This window comes from Marinifilum fragile JCM 15579 (assembly GCF_001310955.1).
In the GTDB taxonomy this organism is placed as follows: domain Bacteria; phylum Bacteroidota; class Bacteroidia; order Bacteroidales; family Marinifilaceae; genus Marinifilum; species Marinifilum fragile.
The window spans coordinates 1-20,474 of record NZ_BAZX01000044.1; the positions used below are offsets into that span (position 1 = coordinate 1).

The 20,474-nt window shown below is 33.8% G+C and carries 15 protein-coding genes and 1 pseudogene; 14 read left to right on the forward strand and 2 right to left on the reverse strand.

Going from position 1 to position 20,474, the window contains the following annotated elements; translation table 11 throughout:
• Nucleotides 1-188: 188 nt before the first annotated feature.
• Nucleotides 189-1,136: an HU domain-containing protein gene (locus tag JCM15579_RS18925; protein ID WP_054722715.1), complete on the forward strand. Its 948-nt coding sequence runs from the start codon at nucleotides 189-191 to the stop codon at nucleotides 1,134-1,136.
• Between the two features lie 71 nt (nucleotides 1,137-1,207).
• Here JCM15579_RS18925 and metG read toward each other — a convergent pair whose 3' ends face one another.
• Nucleotides 1,208-3,238 carry a methionine--tRNA ligase gene (gene metG, locus JCM15579_RS18930; protein ID WP_054722717.1) on the reverse strand — a complete coding sequence of 677 codons (2,031 nt, stop codon included), beginning with the start codon at nucleotides 3,236-3,238 and terminating at the stop codon, nucleotides 1,208-1,210.
• 193 nt (nucleotides 3,239-3,431) lie between these two features.
• Between metG and JCM15579_RS18935 the strand changes: the two genes are divergently transcribed.
• Both JCM15579_RS18935 and JCM15579_RS18940 read left to right on the forward strand, forming a co-directional pair.
• Complete coding sequence (locus JCM15579_RS18935) at nucleotides 3,432-4,337, forward strand: S66 peptidase family protein (RefSeq protein ID WP_054722719.1); 906 nt, start codon at nucleotides 3,432-3,434, stop codon at nucleotides 4,335-4,337.
• Nucleotides 4,337-4,702 carry a YraN family protein gene (locus JCM15579_RS18940; protein WP_054722721.1) on the forward strand — a complete coding sequence of 122 codons (366 nt, stop codon included), beginning with the start codon at nucleotides 4,337-4,339 and terminating at the stop codon, nucleotides 4,700-4,702. The genes JCM15579_RS18935 and JCM15579_RS18940 overlap by 1 nt, the downstream gene beginning before the upstream one ends.
• On the opposite strand, the gene JCM15579_RS18945 is transcribed toward JCM15579_RS18940, so the two are convergent.
• Nucleotides 4,699-5,100 (reverse strand): response regulator, encoded by a 402-nt coding sequence (locus JCM15579_RS18945; RefSeq protein WP_054722723.1) that lies wholly within the window; start codon nucleotides 5,098-5,100, stop codon nucleotides 4,699-4,701. The genes JCM15579_RS18940 and JCM15579_RS18945 overlap by 4 nt on opposite strands.
• Before the next feature lie 437 nt (nucleotides 5,101-5,537).
• Between JCM15579_RS18945 and JCM15579_RS18950 the strand changes: the two genes are divergently transcribed.
• From JCM15579_RS18950 to JCM15579_RS19000, 11 genes and pseudogenes are all read left to right on the forward strand, one after another.
• Nucleotides 5,538-5,891, forward strand: coding sequence for an MmcQ/YjbR family DNA-binding protein (locus tag JCM15579_RS18950; RefSeq protein WP_054722725.1), 354 nt, complete (start codon nucleotides 5,538-5,540; stop codon nucleotides 5,889-5,891).
• 27 nt (nucleotides 5,892-5,918) lie between these two features.
• Nucleotides 5,919-7,094: pseudogene (locus JCM15579_RS18955) on the forward strand (C1 family peptidase); the annotation flags it as partial.
• Nucleotides 7,095-7,249: 155 nt separating this feature from the next.
• Nucleotides 7,250-7,804, forward strand: a complete 555-nt coding sequence (locus JCM15579_RS18960; protein ID WP_054722732.1) for an RNA polymerase sigma-70 factor — start codon at nucleotides 7,250-7,252, stop codon at nucleotides 7,802-7,804.
• A gap of 99 nt (nucleotides 7,805-7,903) precedes the next feature.
• The gene (locus JCM15579_RS18965) at nucleotides 7,904-9,064 is read left to right on the forward strand and encodes a FecR family protein (protein WP_172677474.1); all 1,161 of its coding nucleotides are present in this window, start codon (nucleotides 7,904-7,906) and stop codon (nucleotides 9,062-9,064) included.
• A 122-nt stretch (nucleotides 9,065-9,186) separates the two neighbouring features.
• Nucleotides 9,187-12,816, forward strand: coding sequence for a SusC/RagA family TonB-linked outer membrane protein (locus JCM15579_RS18970; protein ID WP_054722735.1), 3,630 nt, complete (start codon nucleotides 9,187-9,189; stop codon nucleotides 12,814-12,816).
• 21 nt (nucleotides 12,817-12,837) lie between these two features.
• Nucleotides 12,838-14,259 (forward strand): RagB/SusD family nutrient uptake outer membrane protein, encoded by a 1,422-nt coding sequence (locus tag JCM15579_RS18975; RefSeq protein ID WP_054722737.1) that lies wholly within the window; start codon nucleotides 12,838-12,840, stop codon nucleotides 14,257-14,259.
• A 2-nt stretch (nucleotides 14,260-14,261) separates the two neighbouring features.
• Nucleotides 14,262-15,170, forward strand: coding sequence for a substrate import-associated zinc metallohydrolase lipoprotein (locus tag JCM15579_RS18980; RefSeq protein ID WP_054722739.1), 909 nt, complete (start codon nucleotides 14,262-14,264; stop codon nucleotides 15,168-15,170).
• An 89-nt stretch (nucleotides 15,171-15,259) separates the two neighbouring features.
• Nucleotides 15,260-16,273: a GntR family transcriptional regulator gene (locus tag JCM15579_RS18985; RefSeq protein WP_054722741.1), complete on the forward strand. Its 1,014-nt coding sequence runs from the start codon at nucleotides 15,260-15,262 to the stop codon at nucleotides 16,271-16,273.
• A gap of 127 nt (nucleotides 16,274-16,400) precedes the next feature.
• Complete coding sequence (locus JCM15579_RS18990) at nucleotides 16,401-17,564, forward strand: galactokinase (RefSeq protein ID WP_054722743.1); 1,164 nt, start codon at nucleotides 16,401-16,403, stop codon at nucleotides 17,562-17,564.
• Nucleotides 17,565-17,581: 17 nt separating this feature from the next.
• A complete protein-coding gene (locus JCM15579_RS18995; protein WP_054722745.1) occupies nucleotides 17,582-18,631 on the forward strand; it encodes a UDP-glucose--hexose-1-phosphate uridylyltransferase in 1,050 nt (349 codons plus the stop codon).
• Between the two features lie 92 nt (nucleotides 18,632-18,723).
• Complete coding sequence (locus JCM15579_RS19000; protein ID WP_054722747.1) at nucleotides 18,724-20,385, forward strand: sodium/sugar symporter; 1,662 nt, start codon at nucleotides 18,724-18,726, stop codon at nucleotides 20,383-20,385.
• The last annotated feature ends 89 nt before the right edge of the window (nucleotides 20,386-20,474 follow it).

Consider the following 20,474-nt stretch of genomic DNA (forward strand, 5'->3'; position numbering starts at 1 on the left):
TTTGTTTCTGCATAATTACAATTCGTCTATCTATTTGATAAGTAAAATTAAGTCCTTTTTTATCGAAATGTTTGTATAATTTAATTAATTTAAAATTAAATATGGAATTTGTTGATTTTTAATTGGTTGGTTCTTGTGTGTAAATAATCCATTTGAGTGACATTTATTTTTAACTATATTTGTCTATTATGCATGAGATATCAAAATACATACAAGATTTATTATTTGTGCACGATTGTGTGATTTTGCCAGGTTTTGGTGGATTTGTAGCGAATTATCGTTCGGCCAGAATTGATGAAAATCTGCAAATGGTTTTTCCTCCATCGAAGGATTTAGGATTTAATCGTAATCTAACACAAAACGATGGTCTTTTGATAAATCATTTGGCAGACTTGGAAAATTTGAGTTATGCCGAAGCTGAGAAAGCTGTGATGTTTTTTGTGGAAAACATTCGAGTGAAAATTCAGCGCGGAGAAAAAGTTGTGATTGATGGGATTGGTTCTTTTTGGAAGGATAGAAAGCATAACTTGCAATTCGAACCATTAGCAAACCTGAATTATTTGGTTGATAGCTTGGGGTTGGAACAGCTTGAACTTCCCAAACTGCATAAACCTGTTGAAGAAAGAATTCCTTCGATTGTTGATCATCAGGTAAAAGGATTTTTTACTACCAAAAGAATTTGGTATGCTTCTGCGGCTGCTGCAGTTTTGTTGGCTGTAGCTTTGCTCCCATTGAATTCGGAACGTAAAGCGGTTTTGGATTCAGCTTCGATGGGATTTTCTGGAGATAAAAATTCTTTAACGGAGAATCATGTGCAATTGAAACCTCAAATTTCTCCTCCTGAAGAGTTGGTGAAGTTTGAGCCTAAAATTGAAAAGAATAAAATCTCAGCTAAAATTTCTAAAACTAGTAAAGGAAAATTTTATTTGATTGCTGGAAGTTTTACAACTATTGAAAATGCTAAGATCTTGCAAGAAGAGTTAATCTCAAAATCTTATCCGGCAATGATCATTAAAAATAAGAATTTGTTCTCTGTTGCAATTAACCAATTCAATAACAGAGAGGCAGTTGACCAATTTAAGAAACAGGCTATAGCAGCGAATCCAAAATCTTCGTATTGGGTATTGAAAAAATAAGAAATAGAATTATCGAGATATAAAAAAAGCGCCTCCCTAAAGGAAGCGCTTTTCTGTTTATATATTTTTTCTTATCTGATTTCAGAACCCGGTTTTACAGCTTGATCAGGAGAAACAAAAGATAGTTTTCCATCAGCATCTTCAGCCATTAGAATCATACCTTGCGATTCGATTCCTTTTAGCTTTTTAGGCTCAAGGTTCACTAAAATGCTTACTTGTTTGCCAATAATTTCTTCTGGCTTATAATGTTCTGCGATACCAGAAACCACAGTGCGTTGATCAATACCTGTATCAACGGTTAGTTTTAAAAGTTTCTTGGTTTTTGCAACTTTTTCAGCTTCGATAATGGTACCAACTCTAACATCCATTTTCATGAAATCATCGAAGTTGATGTTTTCTTTTGCTGGAGCAACTGGTTTGTTTGCAGCTTCGTTAGCAGCTTTGGTTGCTAATAATTTATCAACCTGAGCCTGAATAGTTTCATCTTCGATTTTTTCGAACAATAATGAAGCTTTGTTAATTTGATGACCCACTTCAATTACATTTTCACCAATATTATCCCAAGCTAGCGGCTCAATGTTTAAGAATTCTCTTAATTTGTTGGCCGAGAATGGTAAGAATGGTTCCATTAATGTAGAAAGGTTTGTAGAGATTTGAAGACAAATGTTCAAGATTGTCTTAACTCTTTCTTCATCTGTTTTTATCACTTTCCAAGGTTCTGTATCTGCAAGATATTTATTTCCTAATCGAGCTAAATTCATTGCTTCTTTTAAAGCTTCACGGAAGTGGTAAGTTTCAAGATTTTTCTCTACTTGAGCTTTAATCGTTGGAATTTCAGCTAATGTTTCTTTATCGAAATCATTAAGCTCTCCTGCAGCAGGAACTTTTCCATCGAAATATTTATGTGTTAGTACCAATGCTCGGTTCACGAAGTTTCCAAGAATTGCAACCAATTCATTGTTGTTTCTTGCTTGATAATCTTTCCAAGTGAAGTCATTATCCTTAGTTTCAGGAGCATTGGCTGTAAGTACATAACGCAATACATCCTGTTTTTCAGGGAACTCTTCTAAATATTCGTGCAACCAAACTGCCCAGTTTCTTGATGTAGAGATTTTATCTCCTTCTAAATTCAAGAATTCGTTTGAAGGAACATTTTCTGGTAAAATGTACGAACCTTCAGCTTTTAGCATTGATGGGAAAATGATACAGTGGAAAACAATATTGTCTTTTCCGATGAAATGAACCATTTTAGAATCTTCAGCTTTCCAATATTTTTCCCAATCAGGCGTATGTTCTTTGGTTGCTGAAATATATCCGATAGGAGCATCGAACCAAACGTACAAAACTTTTCCTTCACCTCCTTCTACTGGAACAGGAACTCCCCAATTCAAATCACGTGTAACGGCACGTGGGTGAAGTCCGTTGTCCAACCATGATTTACACTGACCATAAACATTTGGTTTCCATTCTTTGTGTTCTTCAAGAATCCATTGTTTTAAATATGGCTCATATTTGTCAAGTGGTAAATACCAGTGTTTGGTTTCTTTTAATTCTGGCTTGTTTCCAGTGATTGATGATCTAGGATCAATAAGATCTGTTGCATTCAATGAAGTACCACAGCTTTCACATTGATCTCCATATGCTCCTTCACTTTTACAATGAGGACAAGTTCCAGTTATGTAGCGGTCAGCAAGAAATTGATTCGCTTCTGCATCGTAATATTGCTCGCTGGTTTTTTCAACAAATTCACCCTTTTCGTGCAAAGTCTTAAAGAATTCAGAAGCCGTTTCGTGATGAACTTTATTACTTGTTCTAGAGTAAATATCGAAAGAAATACCAAATTTCTCGAATGAATCTTTAATGATATTGTGATACTTGTCAACAACATCTTGAGGAGTAATACCTTCTTTTTGAGCCTTAATAGTAATAGGTACACCATGCTCATCGGAGCCTCCAATTAAAAGAACATCCTCACCTTTCATCCTTAGGTATCTTACATAAATATCGGCTGGAACATATACACCTGCCAGATGTCCAACATGAACTGGACCATTGGCATATGGAAGAGCTGTAGTTACAAGAGTTCTGTTAAATTTCTTCATTTGAGATATTTTTTACACATGGAACAAGAGTTGTAATATCTGTTCCAACTATTATTTTGGTTACTTTTTTAGTTGATTAGCACGTTATTTAGCAAATCGTTGGCAAAGATAAGATAGAATTATCAAAAATATTGTTCTTGCTTTGCATTTTATTCTTAATTTGAACACAGTTTACAATAAAAACTAAATAAATATGTATCAGCCTACTGCTTTAGAAAAAGGAGATAAAATTGGGATCATTTCACCAGCAGGAAAGATAGAGCCGGAAAAAGTGGGAATTGCAGTTACAATGCTTGAGCGTTTAGGCTTAAAGGTAGTTTTGGGTAAGCATGTATTTGATGAGTATCACCAATTTGCAGGGAGGGATTTAAATAGGTTGAAGGATTTTCAGCAAATGCTGGATGACCCAGATATAAAAGCAATTCTTTGTGCCAGAGGAGGATATGGCTGCGTACGAATATTGGAACATGTAGATTTTGATTTGTTTCTTCGCAAACCCAAATGGATCATTGGTTATAGCGATATTACTGTATTTCATAGTTATTTGAACAATATTCTGGATGTTGAGAGTTTACATTCTGTAATGCCTATTAATTTTACAGATGATGAAACTGGAAAATCGGTTGAAAGTCTATGTTGTGCTATAATGGGAAATCAGGAGGATTATAGAATTCAATCTCATGAATTGAATCGCTTGGGTATTGCTGAAGGTGAATTGATAGGTGGTAATTTGTCTATTTTGTACAGCTTGCGTGGTACAAATATGGATTTTGAAACTCATGGTAAAATTTTATTCATAGAAGATGTAGGTGAGGAATTATATCATTTAGATAGAATGATGCATAACTTAAGAATGGGTGGAAAATTGTCAGAACTTCAGGCTCTAGTGGTTGGCGGTTTTAGCAGCATGAAAGAAGGTGATCCTAAATTTGGAAAATCTGCTTATGAAATCATTAATGAAGCTGTGGAAAACTATTATTACCCTGTTGTTTATGATTTTCCTGCTGGGCATATTAATGATAACTGGACACTACCTCTGGGAAGGTATGTAAAAATAGTGGTGGACGAGAAAGAGGTTAGTTTTTATTGGGATAAATAATGGCAAAGCATAACGAATTAGGTAAATTAGGAGAGGATTTGGCTGTAAAGTACCTGATAGGGATTGGTTACCAAATTCTCGATAGGAATTGGATTTACCAAAAAAAAGAGCTCGATATTGTTGCCTTAAAAGATGATTTTTTGGTTGTTGTGGAAGTAAAATCCCGATCGACAGATTATTTTGAACATCCAGCAGATGCAATTACTTTATCAAAAATTAAATTTCTTGTAAAAGCTACACAGGCATATGTAGATTTAAAAGAAATTAAACAAGAAGTTAGATTTGATGTTGTTAGTGTAGTTAAAAAAGGAGAGAAGTACGCAATAGAACACATCGAAGATGCATTTATTGCGCCAGTAGATTAGTCAGCAAGGTATTTATCAATTGTTGCTAGCAATTCTTCAAAACGAATTGGTTTTGCAAGATAGTCATCACAACCAGCATCTAAAATGCGTTCACGATCACCTTCCAATGCATAAGCAGTTTGAGCAATAATAGGAATTTTGCTGTGTCGTTTTTTAATTCTTCTGGTGGCTTCACAACCATCCATTATTGGTAAGCGAATATCCATTAATATAACGTCAACGTCTTCCGTAACATCTACTATGTCAACAGCTTCTTTGCCATTTTTTGCCCAAAGCAATTCAGATTCGGTTCTACTTAATGCAGCATCAAAGAACATGTTATTGATTTCCTCGTCTTCGACGATGAGAATTCGCTTGTCCTTCCAATTATATTTTTGAGTGTAACTAACTTGAGTCATAACTAAATCTACTTTTAAAAAGCGTTTTGAATGGTATAAATATACGAAATCAAGACTAGTTTTAAAAAAAAAATCATTTTAAGAGCTCTTATTCGTAATTATAGCGATGTGCGGTAAAACTCAATGAATTGGGAGTGTTGGTGGTGAAGTATATGAATTCTTAAACAAGAATAAATGAAACATAATTTGAGATAACGGAGAGCTTGAGTGGAGCTTTGTTTTATGTTGATAAACGATTATTATTTCTTTGCATTCAAATGATATCGTTTTGTCAAAATTGAATGAAGTTAAGAAAGTAATTTTTACATTTTGCAAGTAGTTTACTAGTAGGAGAATAAATTTTCCGTTAGAATATTAAAGTGCGATTACAGATATCTTTAAAACTCGTTATATTTGTTAGTCTTCAATTGTACAGATTTTTAATAAACGATTAAATCATGAATATCGAAGAATTAAGACTGTATTGTCTATCGAAAAAAGCCGTTACCGAGAGTTTTCCTTTTGATGAAGAAACTTTGGTATTTAAGGTTTTAGGTAAAATGTTTTTGCTTACAAATATCAATCAAGAATTGAGCATGAATGTAAAGTGTGAAGAAGACCTTGCAATAGAATTAAGAGAAAGATATGCTGCAGTGCTTCCAGGATACCATATGAATAAAAGGTATTGGAATACTGTTAAGATTGATGGAAGTGTATCTGATGATTTAATAAAAGAGTGGATTGATAAATCGTATAAGTTGGTTGTTGAAAAAATGCCGAAAAAGAAACAGTTAGAATTAGAGAATTTATAAGAATATACCTTTGAACTTAAACACAAACAAATGAACAAATTAATCCTTACACTGTTGTTGATAAGTGGTTTGCATGTGGTAAACGCACAGGAGCAACAGGATGAAAAGAAATTTACTACTATTACTGAAGTAAAGACTACACCAGTTAAAAATCAACAAAGTACAGGTACTTGCTGGAGCTTTGCAACTACTTCATTTATTGAAACAGAATTATTGAGAATGGGTGCTCCAGAATTGGATTTATCTGAAATGTATATTGTGCGTGAGGCCTATTCAAAAAAAGCAAAACGCTATTTTCGATTGCATGGAAAAGGTAACTTTAGCGAAGGAGGACAAGCTCATGATGTAATGAATGTTGTAAAAACTCATGGATTTGTGCCGGAATCAGTTTATTCTGGCAATCAGTATGAGGGAGATTTTCACATTCACAGAGAAATGGTGAAATCGACAAAAGCCATGTTGGATGAAATTGTTAAAAATCCTAATAAAACAATTACACCGGTTTGGTTTTCATCGGTAAATGGTGTTTTAGATATTTATATGGGAAAACTGCCGGAGTCTTTCGAGTACAACGGAAAAGAATATACTCCGCAAGAATTTGCAAAAGAAGTTGGTTTTAACTCTTCTGATTATGTAGAGCTTACATCATACAACCACCATCCTTTTTATTCAAAAATTAATCTTGAGATTCCGGATAATTGGTCGGATGATTTATATTATAATGTACCAATCGATGAATTGATGGAGGTTATGAATTACGCCTTAGAAAATGGATATTCTGTTTGTTGGGACGGTGATGTAAGTGAAAAAGGTTTTTCGCATAGAAATGGATATGCTGTATTACCAAATGTTAAGGAAACAGATATGAGTAACTCTGAAATTGCGAAATGGGAAGAGGGTGTTGAGAATAAAACAGAAAAGAATAGAGCAAACACCAATGAACCAAAAGTAACACAAGAATTGCGTCAAAAAACTTTTGATAATTTCCAGACAACTGATGATCATTTGATGCATTTAACTGGTATTGTTAAGGATGAAAATGGAACGCTTTATTACAAGACCAAAAATTCTTGGGCTGATGACAGCAATAAATTTGGTGGCTATTTAAATATGAGTGAAGCATACGTTAAGTTAAAAACAGTTGCCATAATGGTTCATAAAGATGCCTTGCCAAAGCATTTGAAGAAAAAATTAGACTTATAAAAAGGTCTCATAACATTAAAAGAGGGTGTCTGTTTTAGGCACTCTTTTTTTATTGTATAGCACGCGATTCAATTGGTTTATCTAATTGAAAATATACGATTATTGAATTCTGAAATTATTTTATAATATTGTCTGTCCATTTGTAATTAGAACCCATGTCAACAACTGCTAATATATCCATTGATAAATTCAGAAGTGGAAGTCAATCCGCCTTTAGGGATTTATATGATAAATATTACGAGGCGTTGTTTTTATTTGGTCAAAAATATATAGCTAATAATGAGGCTGTTGAGGATCTGGTTCAAGAGAGTTTTATAAAAGTTTGGGAAAAAAAAACTTCCTTTTATCATGAGGCACCACTCAAAGCCTTTTTATATAAAACGGTTCGTAATTCTTGTTTAAACTATCTGGATCACCAAAAAGTTGAGAGAAATTACGAAGTTCAGGCGAAGACTGATATTTTAAGTGAGGATTATTTTTTAAACAATGTTATTGAAGAGGAAGTGAACAGGATCATTGCAGATACAGTAGGAAAACTTCCTGAATCGGCGAGAGCTATTTACTTATTGAGTTTAAAGGGTCTAAAAAATGCAGAAATTGCGGAAGATCTGAATATTTCTATAAATACAGTGAAAACTCAAAAACAAAGAGCTAGTAAGTTCCTGAGAGATAATCTGAAAGATTTATTTACGATGTTGATGTTTTTGTAAAAAAAATATCTAAGAATTACAAAGGTGACAAAATTAAAGACGTTTGTCACCCTTTTTTTGAGAGAAACTGTTATAGTACATGTAAATGCAAAAATGAAGATGAAGGATTTAAATTCAGGATTTAAAATTGCTGATTTAATCGTTAAACGATTGGAGAATCGATTAACTGATGAGGAATTTCAGTACCTGGAGGAATGGAAGCAAGCAAATGAAGAAAATGCAATTCTGTTCCATAAACTTTCTATGGATCCCGAAAGGCAATATTTGGAAAGAGAATTAAAATTGGAGCAATCCAATAAAAGAGCTAATTGGGATAAAATTCAGGCTAAAATTAAAAATGATAGGGTTAGAAAGTTAAAAGTTAACTTTTTAAGAGCTGTTGCAGTGCTTATTCTTGCAATTGGATCTACACTTTTCTTTTCCAACTTGCTGGATAATAATATTTCAAATGTTATTGGTCCGGGAACACAGCAGGCTATACTGATAACAAGCGATGGTGAAAGGTATCAGCTTAACGAGGAGGTTACAATTAAAGAAGGTGATGTATTTATTTCAAATAAAACTCAGGAATTAATTTATCAGAAAAAATCAAATATTACCAAATCACAATTAACCTACAATACAATTATTATTCCCAGAGGGGGGGAATATAAGTTGACACTAATGGATGGAACCAGAATATGGCTTAATTCCAATTCGAAACTACGGTTTCCATCAGAATTTGGATCGGGGATAAGAAAAGTTGAGCTTAAAGGGGAAGCCTTCTTTGAAGTAGCTAAGGATTCTGTTCATCCATTTGTTGTCAATGCGAATAAAGCACAGGTTAAAGTTCTTGGTACTTCATTTAATGTTAATGCCTATTCCGATTTAAATGAAATTGTAACTACATTGGTTGAAGGTAGAGTTGAAGTTAGTGATACTTTGTTTGGAAACAAGGTAAAATTGTTACCAAATGAACAATATCGTTTTAATAAATTAACTGGAAAAACATTAAAGCAGATAGTTGATACTGAAATTTATACTGCTTGGAAAGATGGAAGGTTTGTTTTTGAAAATGAGAGTTTGGAAGATATAATGACAAGACTTTCAAGATGGTACAATGTAGATGTTTCCTTTTTAAACGAGTCTGTTAAAAAATTAAGATTTTCAGGAGATCTGACTAGATACGATAATATCGATCAAATATTAGAGTTGATTGAGGTTACACAAAAAGTGAAATTCACAATAAAGGATAGAGCCCTTTTGGTTGAAGAAGTTTAAAAAAAACCGAGATTTGCTGCTACAAATCTCGGTCAAAGCCAATAAACACTACTATCACTAGAAGTGTAATACTAACCAAATCACAACTCAAAAATATTAAAAAAAATCGGAATTAGAGGTTTATGCAGAAAAGAAAAGAGTTTTTTGCAATAAGACTCCTGTTTTTCTTCTTTCTGTTTGTGTGTTTTGGACAAAAATCTAAAGCATTTCCACAAGAGGAAAGGTTAGAGTTGCGAATGAAAGGTGCAAGTTTGATTGAGGTAATGTCCGAAATCAAAGAAAAGACCAATTATACATTTTTGTATAATGTAGATGATATTAAGAAAATTCGCAATATTAATCTTTCTGGTATTCCTAAAAGTGTAAGGGAAATTCTTCAAGAATGTTTAACCGAATCTGGTTTGACATACGAAATTCGTGATAGGGTAATTATAATTAAGCCTGATCCCAATGCTAATAGTGCAGACTCAAAACTTCAAAGAACGATTAAAAAAGTAAAAAAGCTTTATGGGAATGTTACCGATAATAGAGGTATGATTTTGCCAGGAGTATCTGTTCTGATAAAGGGAACTTATTTTGGTACATCTACTGACATTAATGGTAATTATTCCTTTGTTACGTCTAATGATCCTGATATTATATTAGTGTTTTCGTTTATAGGAATGAAAACCAAAGAGGTGAGTGTTGGTGAATTGGAGAAAATAGATGTAGAGTTGTTTCCATCTGATGAGAAACTGAGTGAAGTGCTGGTTACAACTGGTTTTCAGAAAATTGACAGAAACTTATTTACTGGATCGGCCAATAAGTTAAATCAAATTGATATTGCTTTAAGTGGAATTGCAGATGTTAGTCGATCACTACAGGGGCACATAGCTGGAGTGCAAGTAGATAATATTTCCGGAACTTTTGGGATATCTCCTATTGTACGAATTAGAGGGAAAGCATCAATAAATGGGAGCAATAAACCTTTGTGGGTGATTGATGGTGTAGTTCAGGAAGATATTATAGAGTTGACAAATAATGATTTAGCATCTGGTAATCTTTCTACGGTCTTGAGTTCTGGTGTAGTTGGTTTAAATCCTGATGATATTGAATCATTTCAGATATTAAAAGATGCTTCTGCTACTGCATTGTATGGTGCAAAGGCAATGAATGGGGTAATTGTAATTACCACTAAAAAAGGAAAAACAGGCAAATTAAAAGTTACCTATTCAGGAAGTGCAATTGTAAGACAAAAGCCCAATTATTCACAGTTCGACATATTATCTTCTGATGAAGAAATGGAAGTTTATGAAGAGTTGTATGATAAAGGTTGGATTGATATTGCCAAAGCGGCATCGGCAGCAAATCACGGAGCCATGAGCAAAATGTTTTATGAGATTGCAAACCATAATCTAAACTGGGGACCCGATGGAGGCTTGAATTATCAGTTCTTATCAAAATATGCCAATTCGAATACAGACTGGTTTGATGTTTTATTTCGAAATTCTTTATCACAACAGCATTCTTTTAGTATTTCTGGAGGATCGGATAAATCCAGATATTATACTTCTATTGGATACTATACTGATGAAGGACAAACTTTAGCTGATGAGGTTAAAAATTATACTGCATTGGTAAAAGGGGATTTTGATGTGTCAAAGCGCTTGAAATTGGGATTTAAAGTATCAGGTAACATTAGAGATCAAAAATTGCCAGGATCAAAAGATAGAAAGTTTGAACCCATTGATGGACTTTATGAGCGTAATTTTGATGTAAACCCTTATAATTACGCACTGTATACTAGTAGAAGTATTAGACCTTTCGACGATAATGGCAATTTAGAGTATTTTAGAAGGAATTATGCTCCTTTTAATATTCTTTATGAATTGGATCACAATTATGTAAATGTAGATGTGGATGATCTTTTGTTTCAGGGCGAAGTGCAGTATGCTATTACTTCTAAATTGAGGTTTAGATCTATTTTTCAAGGACGTTGGGTAAATACGTTACGGGAGCAAAAGATTCATGAAAAATCTAATCATGCTGAAGCATATAGAGCTGATGATCCTTTGTTTGTTAATAGTAATAATTTTCTTTTTGATGATCCAGATTACCCAGAAAAAGAGCCTTATACGGTTTTGGATCAGGGAGGATTTTATAATACTACTAAAAATTCATTGACAAGTTATTTTATCAGAAATATAATTGATTGGAATTTAAAATCAGATCAGGATCACATTGTAAAGCTACTGTTCGGACAGGAAATTAGATATACAAATAGAAAAGAAACTCACAATGAAATTTGGGGGTACTTATACGATCAGGGAGGAATTAGTATTACAAACCCAATGGTTGCAAAATATCTAAAATTTCGTGATCAAACAGATTATTACAGAAAGAAAGAAAAGTACAGGTTTGCCGGAGTATTTTTAACCGGAGCATATTCTTACAGAGGAAAATACATTCTGAACTCTACTTTTAGATACGATGGAGATAATCGACAAGGGAAAAATAGTGATTCAAGATACCTGCCTACTTGGAATGTTAGCGGAGCTTGGAATATTCATGGTGAGAACTTTATGAAGTCGATTGGTTTTGTGGATCGCTTAAAGTTAAAGGCAACTTACGGATTATCTGGCGATAATGGAATTGGTGCAAGTCCATCTTTAATTTTAAAGACAGGTGAACCTTTGAGACCGAACGATGAGGATGGAGAAGATGTTTTGTATATAGATGAGTTGGCCAATAGAGATCTTACCTGGGAAAAATTGTATGAATTTAATTTAGGTATGGAATTAGAAATCTTAGATGGAAGATTTTATACTGACATTGAGTATTTCAGAAGAAGATCTAAAGATTTGCTTGGTTTTGTTACAACAAGTGGTGTTGGTGGAATAAGAAAGAAGTATGGTAATGTTGGCGAAATGAAAATTAATGGAATTGAACTTACTCTCAGCACTCAAAATGTTAAAACAAAAAACTTTAATTGGGATACCCGTTTAACTTTTAGCTATGCCAAGGATAAAATTACCAAATACTATAATGAACCTAGAATTGCAGATGCAATTCAGTCATTGGGAACAAATCTCGAAGGTTATTCTTCCAATAGTTTATTTTCGATCCCATTTGCAGGATTAGATAGTAATGGAGTTCCTCAGTTTTATGGATCAAATGGTAAAACCATTCAAAAGCTTAATTTACAGAAAAGGATAGATATTTTGAAATATCTGAAATATGAGGGCCCAACGACGCCCAAAGGTTTTGGTGGGCTGGAAAACATTTTTCATTACAAAAATTGGACCTTATCAATAGGTTTAAATTACCGATTTGGAAATAAAATCAGGCTTGATGATGCATTCAGTAACAGCTATGATGATTATTCAAGTCTTCCGGGAGGACTTAAGAATCGTTGGAAAAAAGCTGGTGATGAGAATAGAACTAATATTCCGGTGATATTAACACGATGGAAATCTGAAGAATTAAATGATGCTGGATTAAATCCATATCAACTTTATAATAAAAGTACTGCTCGTGTAGCAGATGGAAGTTTTGTACGACTCAAAAATATTGGTGTAGTATATCAATTGCCCAAGTCTTGGCTGGATTCAATGAATTTGAGTTCGGCAAATTTAAAATTTCAGGCATATAATATTGCCTTGCTTTATTCGGATGAAAAGTTAAATGGTGTTGATCCTGAGTTTTTTCAATCAGGAGGAATTTCACTTCCTATGTCCAGAACTTACAGTTTTTCTGTTAACTTAGCCTTCTAAGCTTAAACTGATAGCTCTTTCATGAATAGACTTTTTGGCATATTACTTCTAACTGTACTTTCAATTTCTTGTGATTCTTATCTTGATGAAAATCCAGATGACAGAAAGGAGTTGCAAACAGTTAAAGATGTTGCCAGGTTAGTTGCCAACTCGTACAATGAGAGTACTTATCTTTTTATTGAATGGATGACTGATAATGTATCAGCGATTCCTGATAATACCCAAAGAGATCATATGACAGAAGCTTTTCAATGGATTTCAATGGATTCTTACGAAGCTCAGGAATCTACTACTTATTTTTGGGAAAATACGTATTATGCAATTGCCCATTGTAATGAAGCTTTGGCTGTTATCGATAAAGTTTCAGGTGATGATGATTTTAGGGCTGTAGTGAGAGGTGAGGCATTAATATCAAGGGCTTACAATCATTTCATGCTGGTGAATGTTTTTTCTAAACATTATAATGAGGAAACAGCGGAATACGATCTTGGCATTCCTTATGTAGAAGTAGTAGAAGATGAAATGTTTAAAAACTATTCAAGGGGTTCGGTTAAAGATGTTTACGATAAAATTGAAAAAGATTTAATTATCGGACTCTCATTATTAAAGGATGATTATTTTACAGGATCAAAAAAATATCATTTTACAAGGAATGCAGCCTATGCTTTTGCTGCAAGATTTTACCTTTTTAAGAAAGATTATTCAAATAGTTTAAAGTACTGTAATTTGGTTCTCGGAGATGATCCAGCTGTTTATGTTAGGGATTTATTTAAAATTTATCAGGGAACTACTTTTGATGAAATGGCAGCCAAAAATTCTGATGTAAAGGAAAAGTCTAATCTAATTGTATTAAGAAAAGAATCGTTTTACGCCAGGGCCAATTATGGATACAGGAGTGACACCAAAATTTTTAATGAACTTTTTAACAATAATATTCAAGGAGAACTAGATGTTAGGGATCAGCGTTGGAGTTATAGTACTGGAGCTATTGTTGTTCCAAAATACCATGAGTTGTTTCGTTATACAACCTCCAGCACCGGATTTCCCTATTTTATTCAAAGTGAATTAAAGGGAGAAGAGGTACTTTTGAATAGGATGGAATGTTACATTATGCAAGGAGAATATGAAATTGCATTAAATGATTATCATACTCTTGCGGCTAAGAGATATTCAGAAGGAGGAAAACTGGATTTGAATAAGATTAAAGAGCATTATTCTTTATCAGATATAAAAAATGCCATGAAACGTTTTTTATTGGATGAAAGAAGAAAAGAGTTTTTAGATGAAGGATCAAGATGGTTTGATATTAAAAGATTCGAACTTTCGATTACGCATAAAGACATTCAAGGAAATACTTTTCAACTTATTCCGAATGATATAAGAACAGCCGTACAAATTCCACAATCGGCCATCGTGAATGGATTAATCCCTAACCCGAGATAGTGATGATATATAGGAATTTTGACATTGGATTTTTTTCAATAGGTATTGTCATCGCAATATTAATTACAGCTTGTAATAAATCTGAGGTTGTTGATTATAAAGCCCCAGATATAAAATTGTCTAATCATCCAAATGATGTTTATATCAGGGAAAATATTCTGAACAAATATGGTACTGCTATACGATGGGAATGGGATCAGCGGTTTTTAAATAAAGATCAATCAGCAGATCCTATTAAAGAAGATTTGGTTATTCCGGTTACTAAATTGATAGAGGAGCTTTGGATAAAACCTTTTCTTGTATTGTCAGAAGATTCAAAATTATTCATTCAGGAATATATGCCTAAAGAGTTGGTGTATATTGGATCATATATTTTTGAAAGTGATGGAGAAATAATATTTGGGTATGCTGAAAATGGTGCAAGAGTAAGTTTAATAAATTTGAATGCCTTTGATTTAGACGATCGAATTTGGTTAGAAAATCAATTGATAACAATGCATCATGAATTTTCCCACATTGTACATCAAAAAATGGGATTACCTAATGGGTACAATAACATTTCGCCTTTAGGATATGTTGGAGAAGGTTGGCGAAATGGTGTGTCATTATCAGATGCGATTAAAAGAGGGATGGTGAGTGCTTATGGAACGAGAAATCAATTTGAGGATTTTGCTCAGCTTACGTCACACTTTTTGGTTCAGGATACAGTATATTTTAATTCGACTTACATTAAAGATTGGAATTGTGAGGATTTTTCTGATCCCAATTTATGCTTGGAATTAAATAAAGGGAAGAAATTGATAAGCCGAAAGTTAGAATTGATTAGGAAGTTTTATTTAGAGGAATTTAGCATTAATATTGATGATTTAAGGGATACGATTCAAAGCAGAATGTCCGCTTACAAGAATTAATCAAGAATCATTCATTTATCATACTGGTTCGTATCAGTTGGGAATTTATTACCTTTGTATTTATACTTTTCCAAATAAATACAATTAAGATGCCTTCTAAAATATTTAATGTAACTACTGATTCGGGCACTCCGAAATACAAACAACTTATTCTCTCTTTGCTGCAATCTATTGATAAAGGACTTGTAAATGTTGGGGATCGGATCCCTTCCATTAATGCAATCTGTAAAGAGTTTGGTTTATCCAGAGATACCGTTCTTGTTGCATATAATGAGTTAAAAATTAGAGGAGTTATTTCTTCAGTTCCAGGTAAAGGTTACTATTTGGCAAGTACTTCAACTCGATTTAAGAAGAATATCTTTCTTCTATTCGAGGAATTTAATGTATTTAAAGAGATATTATACAATTCCTTTATTGAGAATTTAAACGACAAGGCAAACGTTGATATTTATTTCCATCATTTTAACCGTAAAGTTTTTAAAGAGTTAATTGATAACAACAATGGAAAGTATACTTCATATATAATTATGCCTGCAAAATTTAATGATGCGTATAATGTATTACAACAGTTGCCTGAAAATGAAGTTTATATTCTCGATCAAACTAATGCTGCGTTAAAAAAACATTATCCTGCCGTATATCAAAATTTTGAAAAAGATGTATTTAATGCGCTGGAATCAGGACTGAACCTATTGGAAAAATATAAGAAAATCTATTTTGTTTATCCAGGAGGAAAAGAACCAGTAGGACAGTTGAAAGGCTTTAAAAAGTTTGCTACTCACTATCAGGATAAGTGGGAATTAGAGGTAATTGAAACTTTGGAAAGTCATAAAATTAAAAAAGGTGAGGTTTATATAGTTCCAAACGATAATGACTTGGTTACTCTTGTAAAGGAAGCTAAATCTGAGAAATTGAAAATAGGTTCTGATTTGGGGATAATTTCTTATAACGATACGCCATTAAAGGAAGTTGTTGCCGATGGAATTACTACAATTAGTACGGATTTTAAAGAGATGGGAAGAATATTGGCTGATATGGTTATCAACTCTAAAAATGAATTGATAGAAAATCAGTCTAGGTTGATAAGAAGAAATTCCTTATAATAAAAATACTTACGAAAGGTATGAAGCTCTGGTTCGATGAATTAGAGCTTTAATTTTTTAAGATCGCTTGCATTTATACAAAAAAGATTTAAATTTGCCTACCAGTACCAACCAGTAAGAATGTTGTATGCAAATTGAAGAATTAAAGATTGAGTTTGAAAAATTATATGGACAAGGTGATTGTCATGTGTATTTTTCCCCAGGCCGTGTAAATCTAATTGGAGAACATACCGATTATAATGGAGGATTTGTTTTTCCATGTGCATTGTCATTTGGAACCTATTGTTTGATAAGAAAAACAGACAATGATTATATCCAACTTAGATCTTTAAATCAAGATAAATTTTACAAGTTATCACTTGAAGAGATAACAGAACCATTGGAAAAAGGAAATTGGGCTAATTATGTTCTTGGTGTAATTGTTCAATTTAAAAAAGATGGATTGATTCCGAACTGCGGTGCTGATTTATTATTCTGGGGAAATGTACCAAACGGTGCAGGTTTATCATCTTCGGCATCTTTAGAGGTTGTTACAGGAGTAGCAATTAATGAAGAATACAACTTTGGCAAAGATCAGTTGAGTATTGTAAAATACAGCCAAAAAGCAGAACATGAATTTGCGGGAGTAATGTGTGGTATAATGGATCAATTTGCTTCTGGAATGGGCAAAAAAGATCATGCCATATATTTGAATTGTAATAATCTTGAGTACGAATTAGTACCTATTAATTTAGAAGGTGCTAAAATAGTTATTGGAAATACCAATAGCCCTCATAGTTTAGATGAAGGAAAATACAATGAACGAGTTGCTGAATGTCGGGCAGCTGTTGAGGCAATCAACCCCTCCAGAAAGATTGCCAATTTAGGTGAACTTTGCCTGACAGAATTCAACTCATTAGAAAATCTTATAAATGATGATGTGATTAGAAGAAGAGCACGTCATGTTATTAGCGAAATTGAAAGAACTCAGAAAGCCGTAGTAGAGCTTAAAAAAGGAAACCTAAAAGAGTTTGGACAGTTGATGAATAATTCTCATGATTCTCTTCGTGATGATTATGAGGTTACGGGACATGAACTGGATACTATGGTTGAAGCGGCTAGAAAGATTGAAGGGACTATTGGTTCCAGAATGACAGGCGGCGGCTTTGGAGGTTCAACTGTTAGTCTTGTAAAAGATGAGTATATTGAAGAATTTATTGAGAAAGTAGGGAAGGAATATACTGAGAAGACAGGAATTGTAGGAGAATTTTATGTTGCTGAAATCGGTGACGGAGGAAAAAGAATAGAATAATCAAGAAAATATTTCAGATGGCGAAATTTGATTACATTGAAAATCCACATCGTAGATATAATTCATTAACTGGTGAGTGGATATTGGTATCACCTCACAGGTCGAAAAGACCATGGCAAGGTCAAGTTGAAAAAGTAGTTGAGGAGAAGAGACCTGAATATGATCCACAATGTTATTTGTGCCCGACTAATGAAAGAGTTGGCGGAGAAAAGAATCCAAACTATGAGGACGTTTATTCATTTCAGAATGATTTTAGTGCTTTGTTGCAAGATACTCCTGAGGGAGAATTTTCGGATGGTGATTTGTTTAGAGCAAAAAGTGAATCGGGAATTTGTAAAGTGATTTGCTTTAGTTCGAATCATAGTCTTACGGTTCCTGAAATGAAAGTTGAGAACATCCGTAAGGTTGTTGATCTTTGGTGCAAAGAGTATAAGGAATTAGGAGATAGAGAAGATATTGGCTATGTGCAGATATTTGAGAACAAAGGTTCCATTATGGGATGCTCCAATCCACATCCTCACGGGCAAATTTGGGCTTCTAAACTCATTCCTCTCGAAACTTCAAAGGAATCTGAAAATCAGAAGGCGTATTATGAGAAGCATGGAAGAACTATGCTATCAGACTATCTGAAAATAGAGCTTGACAAGAAGGAGAGGATTTTGGTTGAGAATAATTCTTTTGTAGCTTTAGTACCGTTTTGGGCAGTATGGCCTTTCGAAACAATGATCATTAGCAAAAGAGCAGTGTCAAATTTGCTGGAATTGACTGATGAGGAGAAAACAGATTTGGCTGATGTTTACAAGAAATTAACGATTATGTACGACAATCTGTTTGAGGTGTCGTTTGCATATTCTGCAGGATTGCATCAAGCTCCAACAGATGGAGAAAAACATCCTGAGTGGCATTTACACATGCATTTCTATCCACCTTTGTTACGCTCGGCTAGTGTTAAAAAATTTATGGTAGGATATGAAATGCTGGGTACGCCGCAACGTGATATTACTGCCGAGGGCGCAGCGAAAAGATTGAGAGAACTATCAAAAATACATTATAAAATGAGGCAATAATTGGTTTGAAGAGAATATGAGGTAGAATCATTAATTTATACTTCTGCCTGCAGATTTCAATAAAACTTTAATCTCAACTAAAATCAAATAAAATGGCTAATACATTTTCTTTTCTCGATTATATGATTTTTATCGTTTACGGTATTATAATCGTTGGCGTAGGCCTATGGGTATCGCGTGATAAAGAAGGACATCAAAAAAACGCAGATGATTATTTTTTGGCTTCAAAGTCATTGCCTTGGTGGGCAATTGGAGCTTCCTTAATTGCGGCTAATATTTCTGCCGAGCAATTTATCGGCATGTCAGGATCTGGTTTTGCAATTGGATTGGCAATTGCTTCATATGAGTGGATGGCTGCTTTGACTTTAATTATTGTTGGTAAATACTTTCTGCCAATTTTCATTGAGAAAGGACTATATACGATTCCTGAATTTGTAGAGAAGCGTTATTCAACAAACCTAAAAACCATATTGGCCGTTTTCTGGATCGCATTATATGTGTTTGTAAATCTTACTTCAGTATTATATTTGGGAGCTTTGGCTCTTGAAACCATCATGGGTATTCCAATGATTTATGGAGTATTGGGTTTGGCTTTGTTTGCAGCTAGCTACTCACTTTATGGCGGTCTTTCAGCGGTTGCCTGGACTGATGTAATTCAGGTTGTATTTTTGATTTTAGGTGGATTAGTAACTACTTATCTTGCATTAGATACCGTTTCAGGTGGTGAAGGTGTACTTGCTGGGTTTAAGCATATTTACGAAGCTGCTCCAGACTCTTTCCATATGATTTTGGATAAAGCTCACGATCAGTACAAAAACCTTCCTGGTATTGGAGTTATTGTTGGAGGAATGTGGGTTGCTAACCTTTATTACTGGGGATTCAACCAGTATATTATTCAAAGAACTTTGGCAGCTAAGTCATTGAGAGAATCTCAAAGAGGTATTGTATTTGCAGGATTCCTGAAGTTAATAATTCCTTTAATTGTTGTGATTCCTGGGATTGCTGCATTTGTAATGGTAAATGATGGAAGTATTATGGCTTCTTTAGGAGATGCTGCTCAAAATAATATTCCAACAATGGAGTCTGCTGATAAAGCATATCCTTGGTTGTTACAATTCTTACCAACAGGATTGAAAGGTGTGGCTTTTGCTGCATTGGCTGCGGCAATTGTGTCATCACTTGCATCTATGTTGAATTCAACTTCAACCATTTTTACAATGGATATTTACAAGCCTTATTTTAATCCGAATGCAAGCGATAAGCAAACGGTAAATACAGGTAGAATTTCCGCAGCTGTAGCCTTGTTAATAGCGGGATGTATTGCTCCTCAGTTGGCAGGTTTAGATCAGGCGTTCCAATTTATTCAGGAATATACAGGTGTAGTTAGCCCTGGTATTTTGGCGGTATTTATGTTGGGGTTATTCTGGAAAAAATCCACAAACAAAGGTGCTATTGCAGGGGTGTTGGCATCTATTCCAATTGCCATGTATTTTAAAGTGGCTCCTAATGGATGGGTTACTGGTACAAGCCTTGAATCAATATTTGTGAATGTTCCATTTATGGATCAAATGGGTTATACCGCAGTTCTTTCGGCATTGGTTATCATGTTAGTTAGCTATTTACAGAACAAAGGAGCTGATGATGAAAAAGGTATTGAAATAAGCAGAAAAACATTTGCAACAGGTAAGGTGTTTAATATTGTAGCTTATACCATCTGTGTTTTATTAGTTGCATTGTACGCAATCTTCTGGTAGAGAGAAAATAAAATATTACAATGACACACTTGCCAATATTAAGTGTGTCATTGTTGTGAAGAATTATATATTTAGGATGAAAAAAAAGG

What these genes read in the sequence shown, in the direction of transcription:
- JCM15579_RS18925 (WP_054722715.1), top strand. Translation starts at nt 189, where the DNA reads ATGCATGAGATATCAAAATACATACAAGATTTATTATTTGTGCACGAT.
- metG (WP_054722717.1), bottom strand. Translation starts at nt 3,238, where the DNA reads ATGAAGAAATTTAACAGAACTCTTGTAACTACAGCTCTTCCATATGCC.
- JCM15579_RS18935 (WP_054722719.1), top strand. Translation starts at nt 3,432, where the DNA reads ATGTATCAGCCTACTGCTTTAGAAAAAGGAGATAAAATTGGGATCATT.
- JCM15579_RS18940 (WP_054722721.1), top strand. Translation starts at nt 4,337, where the DNA reads ATGGCAAAGCATAACGAATTAGGTAAATTAGGAGAGGATTTGGCTGTA.
- JCM15579_RS18945 (WP_054722723.1), bottom strand. Translation starts at nt 5,100, where the DNA reads ATGACTCAAGTTAGTTACACTCAAAAATATAATTGGAAGGACAAGCGA.
- JCM15579_RS18950 (WP_054722725.1), top strand. Translation starts at nt 5,538, where the DNA reads ATGAATATCGAAGAATTAAGACTGTATTGTCTATCGAAAAAAGCCGTT.
- JCM15579_RS18960 (WP_054722732.1), top strand. Translation starts at nt 7,250, where the DNA reads ATGTCAACAACTGCTAATATATCCATTGATAAATTCAGAAGTGGAAGT.
- JCM15579_RS18965 (WP_172677474.1), top strand. Translation starts at nt 7,904, where the DNA reads ATGAAGGATTTAAATTCAGGATTTAAAATTGCTGATTTAATCGTTAAA.
- JCM15579_RS18970 (WP_054722735.1), top strand. Translation starts at nt 9,187, where the DNA reads ATGCAGAAAAGAAAAGAGTTTTTTGCAATAAGACTCCTGTTTTTCTTC.
- JCM15579_RS18975 (WP_054722737.1), top strand. Translation starts at nt 12,838, where the DNA reads ATGAATAGACTTTTTGGCATATTACTTCTAACTGTACTTTCAATTTCT.
- JCM15579_RS18980 (WP_054722739.1), top strand. Translation starts at nt 14,262, where the DNA reads ATGATATATAGGAATTTTGACATTGGATTTTTTTCAATAGGTATTGTC.
- JCM15579_RS18985 (WP_054722741.1), top strand. Translation starts at nt 15,260, where the DNA reads ATGCCTTCTAAAATATTTAATGTAACTACTGATTCGGGCACTCCGAAA.
- JCM15579_RS18990 (WP_054722743.1), top strand. Translation starts at nt 16,401, where the DNA reads ATGCAAATTGAAGAATTAAAGATTGAGTTTGAAAAATTATATGGACAA.
- JCM15579_RS18995 (WP_054722745.1), top strand. Translation starts at nt 17,582, where the DNA reads ATGGCGAAATTTGATTACATTGAAAATCCACATCGTAGATATAATTCA.
- JCM15579_RS19000 (WP_054722747.1), top strand. Translation starts at nt 18,724, where the DNA reads ATGGCTAATACATTTTCTTTTCTCGATTATATGATTTTTATCGTTTAC.